Origin of the sequence: Erythrobacter longus (genome assembly GCF_000715015.1) — a bacterium.
Classification (GTDB): domain Bacteria; phylum Pseudomonadota; class Alphaproteobacteria; order Sphingomonadales; family Sphingomonadaceae; genus Erythrobacter; species Erythrobacter longus.
On record NZ_JMIW01000005.1, the window covers coordinates 156691 to 173529 of the forward strand.

Annotated in this window: 17 protein-coding genes; 11 read left to right on the forward strand and 6 right to left on the reverse strand. The window is 58.3% G+C overall.

Going from position 1 to position 16839, the window contains the following annotated elements; all coding sequences use genetic code 11:
- The first annotated feature begins 6 nt into the window (after positions 1-6).
- From EH31_RS11915 to EH31_RS11925, 3 genes are all read left to right on the forward strand, one after another.
- Positions 7-459, forward strand: a complete 453-nt coding sequence (locus EH31_RS11915) for a disulfide bond formation protein B (RefSeq protein WP_081853389.1) — start codon at positions 7-9, stop codon at positions 457-459.
- A gap of 31 nt (positions 460-490) precedes the next feature.
- On the forward strand, positions 491-1012 hold the full coding sequence (locus tag EH31_RS11920) for a demethoxyubiquinone hydroxylase family protein (protein WP_034960636.1): 522 nt from the start codon (positions 491-493) through the stop codon (positions 1010-1012).
- Positions 1013-1084: 72 nt separating this feature from the next.
- Positions 1085-1696, forward strand: coding sequence for a hypothetical protein (locus EH31_RS11925; RefSeq protein ID WP_034960637.1), 612 nt, complete (start codon positions 1085-1087; stop codon positions 1694-1696).
- Between the two features lie 26 nt (positions 1697-1722).
- Here EH31_RS11925 and EH31_RS11930 read toward each other — a convergent pair whose 3' ends face one another.
- From EH31_RS11930 to EH31_RS11945, 4 genes are all read right to left on the reverse strand, one after another.
- Positions 1723-2736 carry an SDR family NAD(P)-dependent oxidoreductase gene (locus EH31_RS11930; protein ID WP_034960638.1) on the reverse strand — a complete coding sequence of 338 codons (1014 nt, stop codon included), beginning with the start codon at positions 2734-2736 and terminating at the stop codon, positions 1723-1725.
- Positions 2736-3542, reverse strand: a complete 807-nt coding sequence (fabI, locus tag EH31_RS11935; protein ID WP_034960639.1) for an enoyl-ACP reductase FabI — start codon at positions 3540-3542, stop codon at positions 2736-2738. The genes EH31_RS11930 and fabI overlap by 1 nt, the downstream gene beginning before the upstream one ends.
- The gene (locus EH31_RS11940; RefSeq protein WP_051699219.1) at positions 3539-4537 is read right to left on the reverse strand and encodes a YihY/virulence factor BrkB family protein; all 999 of its coding nucleotides are present in this window, start codon (positions 4535-4537) and stop codon (positions 3539-3541) included. Before EH31_RS11940 ends, fabI begins: the two co-directional genes overlap by 4 nt.
- Positions 4538-4612: 75 nt before the next feature.
- Entirely contained in the window at positions 4613-5623 is a 1011-nt protein-coding gene (locus EH31_RS11945) for a DnaJ C-terminal domain-containing protein (protein ID WP_034960640.1), read from the reverse strand.
- Positions 5624-6136: 513 nt separating this feature from the next.
- On the opposite strand from EH31_RS11945, the gene pdxH reads away from it, so the two are divergent.
- Both pdxH and EH31_RS11955 read left to right on the forward strand, forming a co-directional pair.
- Positions 6137-6793, forward strand: coding sequence for a pyridoxamine 5'-phosphate oxidase (gene pdxH, locus EH31_RS11950; RefSeq protein WP_081853384.1), 657 nt, complete (start codon positions 6137-6139; stop codon positions 6791-6793).
- A gap of 15 nt (positions 6794-6808) precedes the next feature.
- A complete protein-coding gene (locus EH31_RS11955) occupies positions 6809-7615 on the forward strand; it encodes a PhzF family phenazine biosynthesis protein (protein ID WP_034960641.1) in 807 nt (268 codons plus the stop codon).
- Here the strand turns inward: EH31_RS11955 and EH31_RS11960 are convergent, their stop codons facing one another.
- The gene (locus tag EH31_RS11960) at positions 7616-8752 is read right to left on the reverse strand and encodes a serine hydrolase domain-containing protein (protein WP_034960642.1); all 1137 of its coding nucleotides are present in this window, start codon (positions 8750-8752) and stop codon (positions 7616-7618) included.
- Between EH31_RS11960 and EH31_RS11965 the strand changes: the two genes are divergently transcribed.
- Positions 8751-9140, forward strand: coding sequence for a hypothetical protein (locus EH31_RS11965; protein ID WP_241765914.1), 390 nt, complete (start codon positions 8751-8753; stop codon positions 9138-9140). The two genes, EH31_RS11960 and EH31_RS11965, sit on opposite strands and share 2 nt — an antisense overlap.
- 17 nt (positions 9141-9157) lie before the next feature.
- Here the strand turns inward: EH31_RS11965 and mnmA are convergent, their stop codons facing one another.
- On the reverse strand, positions 9158-10330 hold the full coding sequence (gene mnmA, locus EH31_RS11970) for a tRNA 2-thiouridine(34) synthase MnmA (protein WP_051699220.1): 1173 nt from the start codon (positions 10328-10330) through the stop codon (positions 9158-9160).
- Between the two features lie 326 nt (positions 10331-10656).
- On the opposite strand from mnmA, the gene EH31_RS11975 reads away from it, so the two are divergent.
- The 5 genes from EH31_RS11975 to EH31_RS11995 all read left to right on the forward strand — a co-directional run bounded on the left by EH31_RS11975 (position 10657) and on the right by EH31_RS11995 (position 16769).
- Positions 10657-10980, forward strand: coding sequence for a hypothetical protein (locus tag EH31_RS11975; protein ID WP_152553558.1), 324 nt, complete (start codon positions 10657-10659; stop codon positions 10978-10980).
- Entirely contained in the window at positions 10977-11276 is a 300-nt protein-coding gene (sciP, locus tag EH31_RS11980; protein WP_034960645.1) for a CtrA inhibitor SciP, read from the forward strand. The genes EH31_RS11975 and sciP overlap by 4 nt, the downstream gene beginning before the upstream one ends.
- A 160-nt stretch (positions 11277-11436) precedes the next feature.
- On the forward strand, positions 11437-11706 hold the full coding sequence (locus EH31_RS11985) for a GlsB/YeaQ/YmgE family stress response membrane protein (RefSeq protein ID WP_034960646.1): 270 nt from the start codon (positions 11437-11439) through the stop codon (positions 11704-11706).
- A 282-nt stretch (positions 11707-11988) separates the two neighbouring features.
- Positions 11989-13182, forward strand: coding sequence for an efflux RND transporter periplasmic adaptor subunit (locus EH31_RS11990; protein ID WP_034960647.1), 1194 nt, complete (start codon positions 11989-11991; stop codon positions 13180-13182).
- A gap of 83 nt (positions 13183-13265) precedes the next feature.
- Positions 13266-16769: an efflux RND transporter permease subunit gene (locus tag EH31_RS11995; RefSeq protein ID WP_034960648.1), complete on the forward strand. Its 3504-nt coding sequence runs from the start codon at positions 13266-13268 to the stop codon at positions 16767-16769.
- Positions 16770-16839 lie beyond the last annotated feature (70 nt).

Genomic DNA, 16839 nt, shown 5'->3' on the forward strand with positions numbered 1-16839 from the left:
GTCGGCATGACCGGTTCTAATCAAGCTCGCAGCTTAGCGTTGCTCATTCCTGCTGGCCTTTTGGGCGGCGCTTACATTTCGCAATACGTCTTTGGTCTTTACCCGTGCGAGATGTGCTGGTGGCAGCGTTATCCCCATTTCGCCGCTCTTGGCTTTGGCCTTGCCGCCTTCGCCCTCCAGCCCTCGCGGGTCTGGGTCGCATTGGCAGGGCTCGCTATCATCACATCGGGCCTGATCGGCGGGTTTCACGCAGGCGTCGAATATGGTTGGTGGGAAGGCATCACAGGATGTTCGACCTTGCCATCGGAAATTGACGTGATGGACATCAACGCCGCCCCAATCGTACGGTGTGATGTGGCGCCGTGGGACCTGTTTGGCATATCGCTTGCCGGGTGGAATTTCCTGATTTCTTGTATCGGCGGTGCGGCTGTTGTGGCTTTGGCTGCGTATAAGAAGTAGCATTACATACAGTATGTTTTGGAGATGACCTATGGAACGCGATGAACTGCACCGTATGATCCGCGTCGATCAGGCCGGCGAATTTGGCGCAACGCGCATTTACGAAGGCCAGCTTGCGGTCATGGGTGACCGTGGCCCGCATTCCGCTGAAATCCGCCACATGGCTGAACAAGAGAAGGTTCACCGCGAGAAATTCGACGCACTCATGGCAGAGCGCGGGGTTCGCCCGACCGCCTTGCACCCGCTTTGGTCGATGGCGGGATATGCGCTTGGTGCGGGCACCGCGCTGCTTGGGCCAGAGGCGGCGATGGCGTGCACTGCAGCGGTCGAAGAGGAAATCGACAAGCATTATTCCGAGCAATTGGACCGGCTCGCCGAAACCAATTGCGAGCCCGAACTTGCCGAGATGATCGACAAATTTCGCGAGGAAGAGCGCGAGCATCGCGATGCAGCCTTGGCGCATGGGGCAGAGCAGGCCCCTGCCTATCCGTTGCTCTCGGGCGCTATCCGCCTTGGTTGCAAGATCGCCATCAAGGTGAGCGAGCGGGTCTAAAACCCCTTCAGTCGCGGTTCAGCGGGTGCTATCTATTGCGAACAGCGAATTTCGTCCCCGATAGGAACCACCATGTCCAAGCTCTTGCGCCTCGCCTTCATCGCCCCCTTCGCAGCGGCCACCGCAATCGCTGCCGCCGTCCCTGCAACAGCGCAGGATCAGGCCGGCGACCGCGTCAACATGGTCATCGCCTACAGCGAAGACGAATGCCCCGAGCAGACTGCCGAAAACGAGATCGTGGTGTGCCAGATCGTGGTCGAAGCCGACCGCTATCGCATCCCGTCGACCTTGCGCACAAGCAATTCGCCAGAAAACATCACTCAGGCGCAGCAGTTTGAAAAAGTGCGTTACATCGGTGAATTCGGCGCATTTTCTTGCAGCCCAGCAGGCGCAGGCGGTTTCACCGGCTGCACGCAGCAGTTCATTGATGCCGCCTATGCTGAGAAAGACAAAGCCGAAGGCATCCGTTTTGGTCAGCTGATCGAACAAGCCCGGCAGGAGCGTCTTTCAACCATCGACGGCGATGCCGCCGCAGAACAGGGCCGCGTTGAGCAAATTGAGCGCGAATATCTCGAGCGGCTCGAACGTGAACGCAGCGCCGCGCTTCCGGGTGAAGGCCCAGATGAGCAGGCCGATGAACAGGACCTGCCCGACCCCGAAGCATCCGAGGACGGCCCCAACTAAGGGTCTGTGTTGGGGGTATTTACCCCTTAAACCTGATAGTAATCGCGGTACCACGCCACAAATCTGGCGATGCCTTCGCGCACATCCGTTTTGGGTGTGTAGCCCGTAAGCTCTTTCAAAAGCGTCGCATCCGCCCATGTGGCAGGCACATCGCCTTTTTGCATCGGCAGGAAATTGCGGATCGCCTCGCGCCCGCATTCCGCCTCAATCGCGTCAACGAAATCGGTAAGCTTCACCGTGTCGCTGTTCCCGATATTGACCACGCGATAGGGCGCGGCGGGTGATAGCGAATCCCATTCGGGAATATCTTCAGGCGTTTCCGGGCGCTCAGGCCTCGCGTCGATCAGCAGGCGAATACCGCGCACCAGATCCGTCACATAGGTGAAGTCGCGGTGCATCTCGCCATGGTTGTAAATGTCGATCGGCTCGCCGTTCAAAATGCCGCGCGTAAACTTGAACAAGGCCATGTCCGGGCGTCCCCACGGGCCATAAACCGTGAAGAAACGGAACATCGTGGTCGGCAGGTTCCAGAGGTGGGCATAGGAGTGCCCCATCGCCTCATTCGCCTTTTTCGTGGCGGCATAAAAGGTCAGCTGGTGATCGCTTTTTTGCTGTTCATGGAACGGCATATCGGTGTTCGCGCCGTAGGCCGAGCTGGTGGAAGCCATCAGCAGATGCTCCACCTCCAATTCGCGCGCGCATTCCATCACGTTGAACGTGCCCACCAGATTGGCGTCGAGATAGGCGCGCGGGTTTTCAAGGCTGTACCTGACGCCCGCTTGCCCTGCGAGATGCACGATCACATCGGGTTTTTCTTCCATGGCGAGAGCATGGAGCGTCTCCATATTCTCCAGCATTCCGACTTTGCAGGTGAAGTTCGCATTTTGCAGCAGCATTTGATGCCGCCGCTCTTTCAATGCGACCTCGTAATAATCTGTCATCCCGTCATAGCCAACGACGCGAAAGCCCTCATCCAGGAGCAATTGCGAGAGGTGATAGCCGATAAACCCGGCTGATCCCGTGACGAGGACTGTTCGCATCAATCCACCGAGATATCGGGCGCGTCGACCTGCTTCATGCCCACCGTGTGATAGCCGCTATCGACGTGGTGCACCTCGCCGGTGACCCCGCTGGAGAGGTTTGAGAGCAGGTAAAGCCCCGAACCGCCCACATCTTCCAAAGTGGTCGTGCGGCGCAGCGGCGAGTTCAGCTCGTTCCATTTGAGGATATAGCGGAAATCGCCAATCCCGCTCGCCGCGAGCGTTTTAACAGGCCCTGCGCTGATTGCATTCACGCGGATATTGCGGGGACCAAGGTCATTGGCAAGATACATGACGCTCGTCTCAAGCGCCGCTTTGGCAACGCCCATCACATTGTAATGCGGCATGTATTTCTCGGCGCCATAATAGGTTAGCGTGAGGATGGAGCCGCCTTCTTCAGGCATCAATTCCGCTGCGCGCTTGGTCACAGCGACAAGCGAATATGCCGAGATGTTCATCGTCATCAGGAAATTATCGAGGCTGGTATCAAGATATTTTCCGCGCAGCTCGTTCTTGTCAGAAAAGCCGATCGCGTGGACCACGAAATCCAATGTGCCCCAGCGCTCTTTGATGGCGTCAAACCCTGCATCGAGCGACTCCATGGATGACACATCGCATTCAAAGGTGAAATCGCTGCCGAGCTTTTCCGCCAGAGGCTTCACCCGCTTGGCCAAAGCATCACCTTGATAGGAGAAAGCGAGCTCGGCGCCGTGTTCGGCAAGCTGTTTCGCAATGCCCCAGGCCAGCGACTTATCGTTGGCAAGGCCCATGATGAGACCCCTCTTGCCTTCCATGAGTTTGGTCATGCCGCGGTTTCCTCTTCGATAGTTTCATGTGTCTGCTGCTCGTTCTCTGGCTCTGCCAGTGCAGCGTTCAATTCTGCCCCGATAACGAGCCCGAGCCCAACGAGCCAGAAAAAGAACAAGGCGATGATGATCCCCGCCATGCTGCCATAGATCAAGTCATAGGTGAAAACGCCGCGCAAAATGGGGGGCATGGCGGCGGTGACGCCCAGCCACCAGATGGCGGTAAAGGCAGGCCCGGGCCATTTGGGAAAGGCTTTGCTGCGGTAGGTTGAAGGCGTCAGGGTGAAGAACAGCAGGTACAGCGACACGCCAAGGCCAAGCGCTGGTACAATGCGCGAGATCCGCAGTTCGCCCACCGTTTCGGAAAATTCCGGAAGAAAGCTCAAGATCATCTGCTGCATCGTCCCGATCAGAACGCTTGCAAAAAGCGACACCATCAACACCACGACTGCTGCGAGAATAAGCGCGGCTGAAAACAGGCGCGATTTCCAAAAGGCGAGCATGGGCCGTGTTCCATATGCGCGGCGCAAGATTTCGCGGATCGTTTCCACCAGATTGGACACCGTCCAAAGCGCAACCCCTGCGCCCAGCCATAAGAGCCAGCCTTGCGGCGCATCGACGATCTCTTCTGCGACCGGCCCGATGGCGCTGCCAACTGTTGGCGGCATGGCCTCAAGGACGGCCGTGACCAGCTCCAATGCCTGTTCGCGCCCTCCGACAAGCTCAAACAAGGCGGCACCGATAATGAAGAACGGAAAGATCGCCAGCATGGAAAGATAGGCGAGGTTTCCGGCATGGATAAAGCCGTCCTGCCACGTCCCCACCAAGGTGCGGCGCACCGTTTCAAACGCTCTTGTGCCGGGGCCAATGTGGTGAGCGATAAAGCCAAAGAGGCCGGGTTGAGGGGCAACGGGCGCGCCCAAAGCGGAAAACTGCACAGGTTGTGTTTGCGCTCTTAACCGCCGCGCCTCTGGTGAAAGCGAGCGGATTTCCATACCCAGATGGGCTTTTTCCAAAGCTTGGGGAGGCGGGGGGTGTTGGTTCAAGTTTCCGCTCGCTCGGCCTCTGGCTTAGAGCCCGAACCTTTCGCGAGGCTTGGCCGGGTCTTTCCAGTCGCCAAGCTTCTCTTTGAGGCCGTCCAGATCCTTGGGCATTTGAATCTCCAACGTCACCAATTGGTCACCGCGCGCAGGCTTATCGCCTTTGCTCGATTTCTTGGTCCAGCCTTTGCCGGTAAGGCGCATCACCGTACCGCCATTGGCGCCCGGCTTGAGCGTCAGCATCACCGGCCCATCGACCGTGGGGCATTTGACCTTGCCACCGTTCACTGCCTCATCAAGAGTGATGGGCAAATCCATCCGGATATTGTCGCCATCGCGACGGAAGAACGGGTGCGCGGCGACTTCGACCATGACAATGCCGTCACCATAACCGCCGGGTCCTGCGTGCCCCTTGCCCTTAAGGCGCATTTGCGTGCCGTCTTCGACCCCTGCGGGCAGTTTCAGGCTGATCGCTTTGCCATCGGCCAAAGTGATGCGTTGGTCCTGACCAGAGGCTGCGTCCACGAAGGGGACGGCGAGGCGATATTGAATGTCTGCACCCTTTTTGGGTGGGGGCGCTGCCCGCCCGCGGGCGCCAAAACCGCCTCCCCCAAAACCACCACGCGGTGGGGGTTGGGCTGTTCGATTGCGCCCGCCGCCAAAAAGGCCTTCGAACAGATCGCCCAAATCCATGTCGTCTGTGTCAAAGCCCTGAAATTCGGAATCGCGAAAACCGCCGCCGCGCTGGGCTCCGCCGCCATATCCGCCACCGGGACCTCTGGGCCGACCGCCGCCCATCCCTGCAAAGGGGTTTAGCGGATTGCCCTCCGCGTCAATTTCGCCGCGATCAAATTGCGCGCGTTTATCCTTGTCCGACAAAAGGTCATAGGCCTTGGTCGCATCCGAGAACTTCTCGGCCGCCTTGGGATTGTCCTTGTTCTTGTCAGGGTGCAGTTCCTTGGCAAGCTTGCGATAGGCGCTCTTGACCTCTTTTTCAGAAGCCGTGCGGGCAATGCCAAGGGTGGAATAAGGATCGCGCATGGTGTTAGGACACCTGGGCACAGTCCGTGCGGATCACGGTTTGAGCCCAAATTTGTTCTCGTGAGGCGCTGGCGCACAGGAAGTGCACCGTACTTTCAAGCGTCGGCAACGATGCGAGGGCGGATTTGGGCCAAACCCCTCCGGGGCCTGCCGAGCAATCGCCAGCTAAGCGTCGCTCGTCCTTGAATATGCTCTGCATGTCCTTGCGTCCTCGCTCCTCTATCCGGCGATTGCTCGGCAGGCCGTGACCGCACGGACTGTGCCCAGGTGTCCTAGCTAGGTGAGGCAGTGGAGAGGTGCAAGCACCTAACGCCGATTGCGGGTGTAGGGAATATCTTTCCTACTGCGCCTCTAAGCCTTATCGCGCGCCGTATGTCTGTAAAACGCATCCCTTTTGCACCGCTTCACCGCACCAGTTTAGAGGGCCAGATCGGGCACAAAGATTTTTTGCCTCTGAACAGTGTGTCAAGTGTGTCAAAATCGTCAATAAACGTCTGATAAGGAACTCTTTTCATGATTAACCCCAACACGCTCAAAGAAGCGCAATTGGCAGACAGCGTGATCCCTTCAGGCGCCGATCCTTATGCATTGTTTGACGAGTGGTTTGCCGAGGCGAAGACAAGCGAGATCAACGATCCCAACGCCATGGCATTGGCCACCGCGAGCGCTTCGGGAATGCCATCGGTGCGCATGGTGCTGTTGAAAGGGCATGGACCGGAAGAGAGTGAGACCGGCGGCTTCACCTTCTTCACCAATGCGCAAAGCCGCAAAGGGGGCGAAATCCTCGCCAATATGCAGGCCAGCCTGCTGTTCCACTGGAAAAGCCTGCGCCGCCAAATCCGCATCGAGGGGCCTTTGGAAGAGGTGACACAAGCACGCGCGGACGAATACTTTCATTCAAGGCCCTTCAAAAGTCAGGTCGGCAGCGCGGCAAGCGACCAATCGCGTCCGATGGAAACACGGCAGGACTATCTCGACCGGGTGGAGGCGATCTGGGAAAGCCACGAAGCGGCTGGCAAAGTGCCGCGGCCATCGCACTGGACAGGCTTTACCCTGCGCCCGAGCCGCATCGAGTTCTGGATCGACCGCGACAACCGCCTGCATGATCGCCGCCAGTTTGACCGGCCACACGGTGGCGGTGATTGGGTGGACACCCTGTTGTATCCTTAAGGTGGGGCTTTACCCGTGAAGAAGAGCATCCCCTATTGGCATATCGACGCCTTTAGCGCCGAACCATTCGGCGGTAATCAGGCGGCGGTTATGGTGCTGGATGAGTGGCTCGATGACGAGGTGCTCACCAAAATCGGGGCAGAGAACAACTTTGCCGAAACCGCCTTTCTTGTGCGCGATGCGGGCGAAGAGGCCGATTGGGAACTGCGCTGGTTCACGCCGACGTCCGAGATCCGCCTGTGCGGTCATGCGACCTTGGCAAGCGGGCATATGCTGCTGACGCGGGACGGGGGCGAGAGGGTCACCTTTCGCACGCGGAAGGCAGGCATTCTCGAAGTGCGGCGAATGGGCGAGGGCTATGAAGTCGGCCTTCCGGCAATCGAGACTGAGCCGGGCACGTTGGACGAGGCAGCGCGGCTCCTTGGCGGGAGCCCGCAAGAGATGCGTCGTAGCGAGCTTGGCTACAACCTCTTCCTCTACGAAGATGAGGCCGCGATCCGCGCGCTCGACCCTGATTTTCGCGGGCTTGCCGCATTGGGCGGCGAACTGTTCGTATGCACTGCGCCCGGCGCAGTAGGGGGAACGGGCACCGACATCGTCAGCCGTGTCTTCGTGCCAGCCTATGGCATTGACGAGGACCCCGTGACAGGCGGCGCGCATGCGGTGCTGACACCCTATTGGACGGAAAAACTGGGGCGCGACAGCTTCACAGCCTATCAGGCAAGCGAACGCGGCGGATCGCTCACCTGCCGGATTGACGGGGAGCGCGTCTGGCTGGGCGGCCCATGCGTGACCGTGGTGAAGGGAGAGTTCTACCTCTGACTATTCAGCCGGATACAGCGCCAGCACATCGGCGGCTTCTTTGAGCATCGGTGGGCGCTCCTCACTGGTCGAATGGCCAAGCCGCACCAAGGTCAGCTTTTGATCGGGAGAGACAAGCACATATTGCCCCATATGCCCGATCAGCGAAAACAGGCTTTGCGGCGCGCGGTCGGGAAAGAGCGGGTGGGACCACTCAAGGTCAGGCTCGGGCCGGTTGAGCCAGATCTGATAGCCGTAATGCTCGGATGCAGGACTGGGCTTCAGCATCTTTGCAACCCAGCCGCTGGGCACCAATTGCTCTCCGCTGGGCGCTTGGCCACCGCTTCGCAGAAACTCGCCAAACTTGGCATAGTCGCGCGCCGAGGCGTGCATCAGGCTCCCGCCGATCAAAGTGCCAGAGGCGTCAAATTCGGGAACCATGGAGGTCATGCCAAGCGGTCCGAAAAGCCGCTCTTGAAGATAGTCGGCCACCGCTTTGCGCCGCGTATCGGGATCATCGCTGTCGGTGAGCGCGCGCGCGGCGATATCGGCAAGGATGACGGTGGTGTTGGACGAATACTCGAACCGTGCGCCCGGCTCATCCTCGAGCGGCTGCTCCTTCGCCCACTTCGCCATGTTGTCGCGACCATCAAGGAAGAGCATGCGCACTTCGGACGACTCATAGGGCGGATCGCCCGCCTCGGTATGGCGCAGGCCAGAGCGCATCTGAAGGAGGTGCTCCAAGGTGATGTCAGCGCGCGGATCGCCGCTTCGCTGCCAATCGGGAATGGGGGCGGGCGCCTCTTCATTCAGAAGCCCGTCGGCGACCAACATGCCGACCAGAACGGCGGTGACGGTCTTTGCCATCGACCAGCTGATAAAGCGGGTGTCGGCATCGTATCCGTCCGCATATCGCTCGGCCGCGATCTTGCCATCAGCCATCAACAGCACGGCGCGGGTCTCTCCAAGGCCTTCGGTCGTGAAGAGCTCATCCACCTGGCGGGCAAGTTGATCCTTGGGTGCGCCCGCATCATTGGAAACAGCATCCAGCGCGGCTTGAGTAAGCGGGGGCGGGGCAGCAGGCTCGGCATCCCCGCAAGCGATCAGGGCTGGCACGAGCGTTGCGGCGGCGATAGAAGCTTTCAAACGGGCGATCATGGCTCTTCAATCTAACAAGGATACGCGCAAAGCAATGGCGAAATCGGGCAATTCATCGGCCAAATGGGGGCGCAAGCCGGTTTGGCTTACGGTCCTTGGACTAATCGTTCTCGCGCTTGGTCTTGCCGCAAATTACTATCGCGGTCCGATACAAGGATACACTGCGGCTGCCACCACCTATTCGGCGCGCGTTGCGTGTTCGTGTCGCTTTGTCGCCGGGCGCGATCTAGAAGATTGCGCGAAGGACAAGCTCTCCGGCATGGAAATGGTATCCTTGAGCGAAAACCCGGATGCGCAAAGCGTGACCGCCAGCATTCCCTTCGTCAACACAGCTACGGCGACGAGACGCGAAGGCTATGGCTGCGTGCTCGAAAGCTGGGAGGGCTAAGGTCAGGACCCCAGCGCTTAAGACGCGACAGAAGTGGTCGCATCGATCCAGCCGCCGCCGATCACGCGCTCGCCATGATAGATGACCGCTGCCTGTCCGGGGGCAACGCCAAATTCAGGCGTTGCAAAGCGGATGCGGGTTGAGGCGCCATCGCCCAGCGGCCCTTCGAGGGTGATCGGCACAGGCTTTGCCAGACTGCGAACCTTGGCGGTCAGCTTAGCGCCTTCAGGGACGGTGCCAATGCGATTGGTCTCGATCACTTCCGCGCTTTCCACCGCCAGCATACGCTTGGGCCCAACGCGCACTTCGCGAGTCTCAGCATCGAGACTGATGACGTAGAGCGGCTCAGGCTGTCCCCCGATCTCAAGCCCTTTGCGCTGGCCAACGGTGTAATGGACGATGCCCTTGTGCTCGCCCAAAGTCTCTCCGGTTGCGGCATGAATGATCGCGCCCGGCACCCCGCCTTCGGGGCGCAGCTTGGTCACAATCTTGGCGTAATTGCCATCGGGCACAAAACAGATGTCCTGACTGTCAGGCTTGGCTGCATTGCGAAGCCCTGCCGCCTCGGCCAGCTCGCGGACCTGCGTCTTGGGAAGACCACCCAGCGGGAAGCGGATGTAATCAAGCTGCGCCTGAGTCGTGGCATAGAGGAAGTAAGACTGATCGCGGGTTGCATCATTGGCGCGGTAAAGATGCGGGCCGCCCTCTGCTTCTTCGCGGCGAACATAATGCCCGGTCGCCAAGCAATCGGCACCAAGTTCGCGCGCCATACGGAACAGGTCGGTAAACTTGGGGCCCATATTGCAGCGGATGCATGGCACCGGCGTGCGCCCGGCCAGATATTCATCCGCAAACTGGTCGACGACTTCTTCTTTAAAAGCGCTTTCATGGTCGAAGACATAATGCGCAATGCCAAGCCGGTCGGAAACCGCACGCGCATCGGCAATGTCATCGCCTGCACAACACGCACCCTTGCGCCCTGTCGCCGCGCCATAATCATAAAGCTGCAATGTGATGCCGATGACCTCTGCGCCAGTGTCAGCGGCAAGCGCAGCGACGACGGACGAATCGACTCCGCCGCTCATCGCAACGACGATTCGGCACTCAGAAGCCGGCCTTGGCAGGTTAAACAATGCAGCCGTATTGAGCCCAAAAGTGGGGCTTATGGTGGTGGGTTCGCGAAGTTTCATGATCGGTTGGGCATATAGTCACCCATGTTGCAGATAGCCATAGCCCAGCGATTTTACGCCGAAGCACATTGATTTTACACGCATTTCTTGGCCGTTAACTTCGACAACCACAGTGTTGCCAAGCGCCTCGGCACACATCCTAAGCAGTAGTAAAGCTGCGTTTTACCACATTTTGACAACCACCCCCTATACCTTTGCCCATGTTCGAAAAGGCAGCGCCTCCTGTGATTCCTTCTGCACATTCTGCGACCACGCAGGAAGTCACCAATCGTGACCAGTTTACCGACCGGTCGAGCGATCTGAGCGTTCCTGTGGAAGTGGCCCCGTTGCGCACGATCGAATGGAGCGAGCTAACCGCGAGGTTGAGCGCGGCGCGCGATTTAAGGCACTTGCTTCGTGAAGACATGGACAGAAAGCTCGACACTGACAAGCTAGGTTTTGCGACGGCGGCGGCACAATTTTTTCGCGCAATTGAAGAAGACGAACGGTGCGTTAACCCTAATGCTTTAGAGGCCCGAAAAGCCCGTGCTGTTAGCCATGAAAGCATAGAGAGCAAGGGCCCGGATGAGGACCGTTTTGCTGAAGAAATATGCTCGGACAAATCGCACCGCGCGCGATTGTTGCAGAGCAATACGAGAGAAAAAGAATGATTGAGAACCAAGACATCAAACCAGCACAAGTGATTGGCCCTCTCGGGGAACCCTTGACCATTGATGATCTGCCTTCTCCCTCGACGAAGCGGTGGGTTGTGCGTCGCAAGGCGGAAGTCGTTGCTGCGGTGAACGGCGGTTTGCTCACCATTGACGAAGTGCTCGAGCGTTATGGCCTCACCCTCGAGGAATTTGCCGGATGGCAGCGAGCGGTGGACCGGTCGGGCATGCAAGGTCTGCGAGTGACCCGGATTCAGCATTACCGCGATCTCTATGAGCGCCAATTGAAATACTAGGCTCAGCCGCCTATCCCGCATACAGTCCGGGGACGGCTCAGGCTCCCGTTACCAAAATTCACATTTCTCTCTCGCGCTATTTTGCGCTAGCTACCCTATATGACCGGCTATGAAACCGCGCCGATTGAGCGTGGTACGGTGCCTTATAAGGGGAAGTTAAATGGGATGGATTGTCGCACTCATCGTTGGCGGTGTTGCAGGTTGGCTTGCTAGCCTGGTTATGAACCGCGATGCATCGATGGGTATATTCTGGAACATAGTTGTTGGTTGTGTCGGCTCAGTGGTCGGCAATATGATCGTTGGCCCGCTGCTTGGCATTACCGGGAGCGTGCAAGAGTTCTCGCTCACCGGTCTTGTTGTCGCAGTGGTCGGCGCGGTTGTTCTGCTTGGAATTCTTAATCTGATTCAGCGCGGCCGCATCAAGGGCTAAAAACCAAAGCGGTTTGAAAGCGGGCCACACCGCCGGACCGCTGAGAGATTTAAGAGGACGGTGCGAGGGCTTTAACCTTGCGCCGTCCTTTGTCTTTGGGAACTTCGTTTGCCCGCAGACGTCTTTCGTCTAGGCCCAAAGTCATCGGTCGAGATACGGATTGCCCTTTTTCATGCTGTGAGTATGAGGGATTGCAAGGGGTGACTTATGCCTATAATACACCCTGTGTCGGACAAAAGCGGGCTCAATGCCCGTAAGTGTCACCGCTAGAAGGCAATTGGCATGAATTACGCGAGCACCATCGATGCAGAGGCGCAGGACGAGGTTCCTTCGGACGCTTTGACACAATATCACGAGCAGCAAGGTTCTGCGATGGGCCGCAAACTGCTGATTTCAGGCGGCATCTTGCTGGCGCTGCTTCTGGCGATTGGTGCTTACTTTGCGCTGGCTGGCGGTGAGCCGGTTGGTCCAGGTGATGACAACACACAGGCGCCGGTCGTGACCGTGATCGCCCCCGGAAAGACCACGGTCGAAGGCCAGGTCGAAGCGCCCGGCACCCTTGCTGCGCGCCGGCCCATGCCCGTTGGTGTAGTGGGCGAAGGTGGTCAGGTTCTGTCCGTTCGAGTGGATGCGGGCGACTGGGTTAGTGCAGGGCAAGTTCTGGCTGTGATTGATCGCTCTGTCCAAGCGCAGCAAGCAGCGGCGCAGGAGGCTCAGATCGGCGTGGCGCGTGCGGATGCACAATTGGCTCAGTCCAATCTTGACCGGGCACTGCAATTAGTAGAGCGCGGATTTATCTCCAAGGCAGAAATCGACCGCCTGACCGCCACTCGCGATTCCGCTGCTGCCCGGATCAAGGTGGCCCAGGCACAGCTTGCGGAACTGCGCGCCCGTAACGCGCGGCTCAATGTGACCGCCCCTGCTGCCGGCTATATCTTGGAGCGCAATGTAGAGCCGGGTCAAACCGTCGGAGGTGCCTCTGGCGCGTTGTTCACGATCGCGCGCGGCGGCGAATTTGAAATGCTCGCTGAAATCAGCGAGACGCAGCTCGCTACACTTTCCGTCGGCGCTTCGGCGACTGTCGTACCCGCAGGCACCGACAAGAGTTTCGAGGGTCAAATCTGGCAGCTTTCGCCGGTCGTGGACCCTCAAACCCGTCAAGGAACGGCCCGCATCGCTTTGTCATATCAACCTGGACTACGCCCCGGTGGTTTTGCCACAGCGCGGATCAACAGCGGGACGGTTACAGCAACCGTGCTTCCAGAAAGCGCGGTTCTTGCGGACGATCAAGGCAGCTATGTCTATGTCGTCAACAAGGAAAACAAAGCAATCCGGACACCGGTCCAAACCGGCATGGTGACGCCTGATGGCATTGCTATCACTGGTGGGATTACCGGGACCGAATCCATCGTTTTGCGCGCAGGCGGCTTCCTCAATCCGGGCGAAACCGTCAGCCCAAGGCGTGAAGAGAATTGAGCGGCATCTGATCCGGCACAAGTTGCGTAATTTGTTCCAAGCGTCAGACTATCGCCGAAAGAGATAAAGGCAGGCAAAACTCCATGAACTTCCGTAATCTCTCAGCCTGGTCGATCCGCAACCCTGTGATCCCGCTCGTCATGTTCACCGCCCTTCTTTTTGCAGGGCTGGTGAGTTTCCGAAATATGGACATCACCAACAACCCGGATATTGAATTTCCGGCGGTGACTGTCGGCATCTCGCAGCCAGGTGCTGCGCCTAGCGAAATTGAAAACCAGATCACTCAGCAGGTCGAAAGCGCGGTGCGCTCGATCAACGGGGTGAAACAGATTTCCTCCACTGCGAGCGAGGGGTTCTCCAATACCTTTGTCGAATTTGAAATCGGTACCGATCCCAATGTGGTGGTATCCGAGGTCAAGAACGCGGTTGACAGGATCCGGGGCAGCCTTCCCGACGGCATCCAGGAACCGCGCGTCAACAAGGTTGAGGCGGCTGGCGGCTTCCTCGGCATTTACGCGGTGCAAGCCGATGATATGACCATCGAGCAATTGAGCTGGTTTATTGATGATACTGTCACGAAACGGCTGTTAGATATCACCGGTATGGCCGAAGTGGGCCGGTTTGGCGGCGTGGACCGCGCAATTGAGGTCGTTCTTGACCCTGCCAAGATGCAGGCCTTTGGCGTGACCGCCGGGCAAATCAACAACGTCCTTCGCCAAACCAATGTGAACGCGGCAGGCGGCCTTGCAGAGGTCGGCGGCACCCGCCAATCCTTGCGCGTCCTTGGCAATAACGAAACCGCATTTGAGCTGTCACAACGCCAGCTTCAATTGGGCGGTGGCCGCACGGTACGCCTCGCCGATGTGGCAACCGTGCGCGATGGCTTTTCCGAACGCACCTCAATCAGCGAAGTTGGCGACCGAGAAGTCGTGAATTTCTACATGAGCCGCGCCAAAGGTGCCTCGGATGTGACGGTGTTCGAGAATGCTCAGGCGATGATCGCCGATCTTCAGGCCGAGAACCCGGATTTGAAGTTCATCCCTCTGTTCAACACTGTCAAATACACCAAAAGCCAATATGCAAGTTCGATGCAGGCCCTGATTGAGGGCGCTGTGCTTGCGGTTGTCGTGGTGTTCCTGTTCCTGCGCGATTGGCGGGCAACCTTCATCAGCGCAGTCGCCATTCCGTTGTCTGCTATCCCGACATTCTTCTTTATGGACCTGCTCGGGTTCAACCTGAACTTCTTGTCCCTGCTCGCCCTTGGCCTTGTGGCCGGTGTCCTGGTCGATGACGCGATCGTGGAGATCGAGAACATAGTCAGACACATGCGGATGGGCAAAACTGCCTACCAGGCAAGTATCGATGCAGCCGATGAAATCGGCCTTCCGGTGGTTGCGACGAGTTTCTGTATCGTTGCGGTCTTCCTGCCGGTCGGTTTGATGCCGGGTATCTCGGGGCAATTCTTCCAGAACTTTGGCCTCACCGTTGTGATCGCTGTGCTGATGTCACTCGCGGTTGCACGGATGATTACGCCTTTGATGGCGGCCTATTTCCTCTCTGCCAAAGGCCACGCCGAGCACGGCGAGGGCAAGTGGATGGACCGCTATTTGCGGGTGCTCCAATGGACCCTTGATAGCAGCACGATGTACAAACTTCGCGAAGGCATCGAAGGACCGCGTTCGCGTTGGCTTTACACACTTGCTTTGCTGGTCGTGTCGGTGCTCTTGCTTGCAGTTCCAGCGGCTGTGGTTTTCTCCTTGTGGGGCCTTGTCGGTGAAGTGAACCTGCATGGCCAAGTCGCCGCGCTATTCACAGACGACCAATATGGCTTTGTTTACAAGAGCATTTCGAAGGTTTTCGAAGTCGCACAGTTGTTGACCGTGACATTTGTCGCAGGCGTTGCGACATGGCTTGCGCTTAAACTGCTTGAGCTGTTTGCTGGTACGGGCTCACGCCTGCGTCAATCTATGCGCTACCTCACCGCGCGCTTCCGCGATCACCGTGTGTGGATGCTGGGGATGGGGTGGATGTCGCTTCTGGTGACTGTTGTGCTCCTCACGACGGTTCCCGGCCAGTTCCAGCCAGACATCGACGATTCCAACAGTGAAATTGCCATCGAAATGGTGCCCGGCACCACACTTGAAGGCACGAAACGCGTGGTTGATCAGGTCACCGATCTCCTCATGCAAGAGCAGGAAGTTGAGCTCACACTTGAACGTATTCGTGTGGGCGAAGCGACCATTTACGTGACCCTCAAAGAAGATCGCGAACGCTCCTCTATCGTCTTCCAGCGTGAAATGGCTCCGATCCTCAACACCGTGGCCGATGCGCGCGTTCGCTTCGTTGCGGAAAGTTTTGGCGGCGCAGGCTCGGGCCGCGATATGACCGTAATGCTCGCAGGCTCTGACCCCGTCCTGTTAAATGACACCGCCACCAAGCTCGTTGAAGAGATGAAGGGTCTCGACAGCCTCGTGGCTCCGCGCATTGGCGCTGACCTTCGTCGGCCTGAGATTATCATCACCCCCAACGAACAATTGGCCGCAGAGCTTGGCGTTTCGACGCTCGCTTTGAGTCAGGCGATCCGCATTGCCACCCTCGGCGAGATCGAACAGAACGCGGCAAAATTCTCACTTTCTGACCGTCAGATCCCGATCAATGTGAAGCTTGGTGAAGATGCCCGCGGGAAGATGACCACCATCGAAAACCTGCCGGTGCAAACATCGGCGGGCGGCACTGTCCCATTGTCACGCGTGGCGACCATCGAATTTGGCTCAGGCCCGACCACGATCCAACGCTACAATCAGAACCGCCGTGTTTTCATCGGCGCTGACCTTGCAAGCGGCGTTTTGAGGGGCAATGCCCAGGCAGAGATCGACGCGCTGCCTACACTGCAAGACCTGCCCCAAGGCGTCATCCGTGACGCCGTAGGCCAAGATGAAATCCAGCAAGAATTGCTTGGCAATTTGAGCATTGCAATCGTCTCAGGCGTGTTGCTTGTGTTTGCCTGCCTCGTGCTTCTCTACAAGCGCTTGATGAGCCCGCTTGTAAATATGACCTCGCTCGCGCTCGCGCCATTGGGCGGAATCATGCTGATCTGGCTGGTGGGTATGCCGCAGTCGATGCCGGTTTATATCGGAATGCTGCTCTTGCTAGGGATTGTCTCCAAGAACTCGATCCTCCTAATCGACTTTGCGATTGAGGAAATGGAGCGGGGCACAGACAAGCTTAGTGCAATCATGGACGCAGGTCACAAGCGCGCACAGCCGATTGTCATGACCACCGTTGCCATGGTTGCAGGCATGGTTCCCGTGTCCCTCTCGCTGACCGGCGATGGGGCCTGGCGTCAGCCGATGGGCATTGTGGTGATTGGCGGTTTGATGTTGTCGACACTGCTCACCTTGCTGATTGTGCCAGCTGGCTTTAGCCTTGCCGACGGGGTTGAGAAGCGGGTTGGGCCATGGCTGCGCAAGAGCTTGCTCACCTATCAGCCCGGCGACGATGGCCAGCCCGTGCTCGAAGCGCCTCTTCCGCCTCGTGCGCAAACAAAGCCACAAATCCCGCCTCCGGGGGCCGAGCCTGCCGAGTAAGCCTTTCTTTTTGCCTCGTGCCGCTTGCGCCTTTGGTCTTTTCAAATGGCGTCAGCTTGGGCACAGAGCG

What these genes read in the sequence shown, in the direction of transcription:
- EH31_RS11915 (WP_081853389.1), top strand. Translation starts at nt 7, where the DNA reads ATGACCGGTTCTAATCAAGCTCGCAGCTTAGCGTTGCTCATTCCTGCT.
- EH31_RS11995 (WP_034960648.1), top strand. Translation starts at nt 13,266, where the DNA reads ATGAACTTCCGTAATCTCTCAGCCTGGTCGATCCGCAACCCTGTGATC.
- pdxH (WP_081853384.1), top strand. Translation starts at nt 6,137, where the DNA reads ATGATTAACCCCAACACGCTCAAAGAAGCGCAATTGGCAGACAGCGTG.
- EH31_RS11965 (WP_241765914.1), top strand. Translation starts at nt 8,751, where the DNA reads ATGGCTCTTCAATCTAACAAGGATACGCGCAAAGCAATGGCGAAATCG.
- EH31_RS11925 (WP_034960637.1), top strand. Translation starts at nt 1,085, where the DNA reads ATGTCCAAGCTCTTGCGCCTCGCCTTCATCGCCCCCTTCGCAGCGGCC.
- EH31_RS11960 (WP_034960642.1), bottom strand. Translation starts at nt 8,752, where the DNA reads ATGATCGCCCGTTTGAAAGCTTCTATCGCCGCCGCAACGCTCGTGCCA.
- EH31_RS11940 (WP_051699219.1), bottom strand. Translation starts at nt 4,537, where the DNA reads ATGGAAATCCGCTCGCTTTCACCAGAGGCGCGGCGGTTAAGAGCGCAA.
- mnmA (WP_051699220.1), bottom strand. Translation starts at nt 10,330, where the DNA reads ATGAAACTTCGCGAACCCACCACCATAAGCCCCACTTTTGGGCTCAAT.
- sciP (WP_034960645.1), top strand. Translation starts at nt 10,977, where the DNA reads ATGATTGAGAACCAAGACATCAAACCAGCACAAGTGATTGGCCCTCTC.
- EH31_RS11990 (WP_034960647.1), top strand. Translation starts at nt 11,989, where the DNA reads ATGAATTACGCGAGCACCATCGATGCAGAGGCGCAGGACGAGGTTCCT.
- EH31_RS11930 (WP_034960638.1), bottom strand. Translation starts at nt 2,736, where the DNA reads ATGCGAACAGTCCTCGTCACGGGATCAGCCGGGTTTATCGGCTATCAC.
- fabI (WP_034960639.1), bottom strand. Translation starts at nt 3,542, where the DNA reads ATGACCAAACTCATGGAAGGCAAGAGGGGTCTCATCATGGGCCTTGCC.
- EH31_RS11985 (WP_034960646.1), top strand. Translation starts at nt 11,437, where the DNA reads ATGGGATGGATTGTCGCACTCATCGTTGGCGGTGTTGCAGGTTGGCTT.
- EH31_RS11945 (WP_034960640.1), bottom strand. Translation starts at nt 5,623, where the DNA reads ATGCGCGATCCTTATTCCACCCTTGGCATTGCCCGCACGGCTTCTGAA.
- EH31_RS11920 (WP_034960636.1), top strand. Translation starts at nt 491, where the DNA reads ATGGAACGCGATGAACTGCACCGTATGATCCGCGTCGATCAGGCCGGC.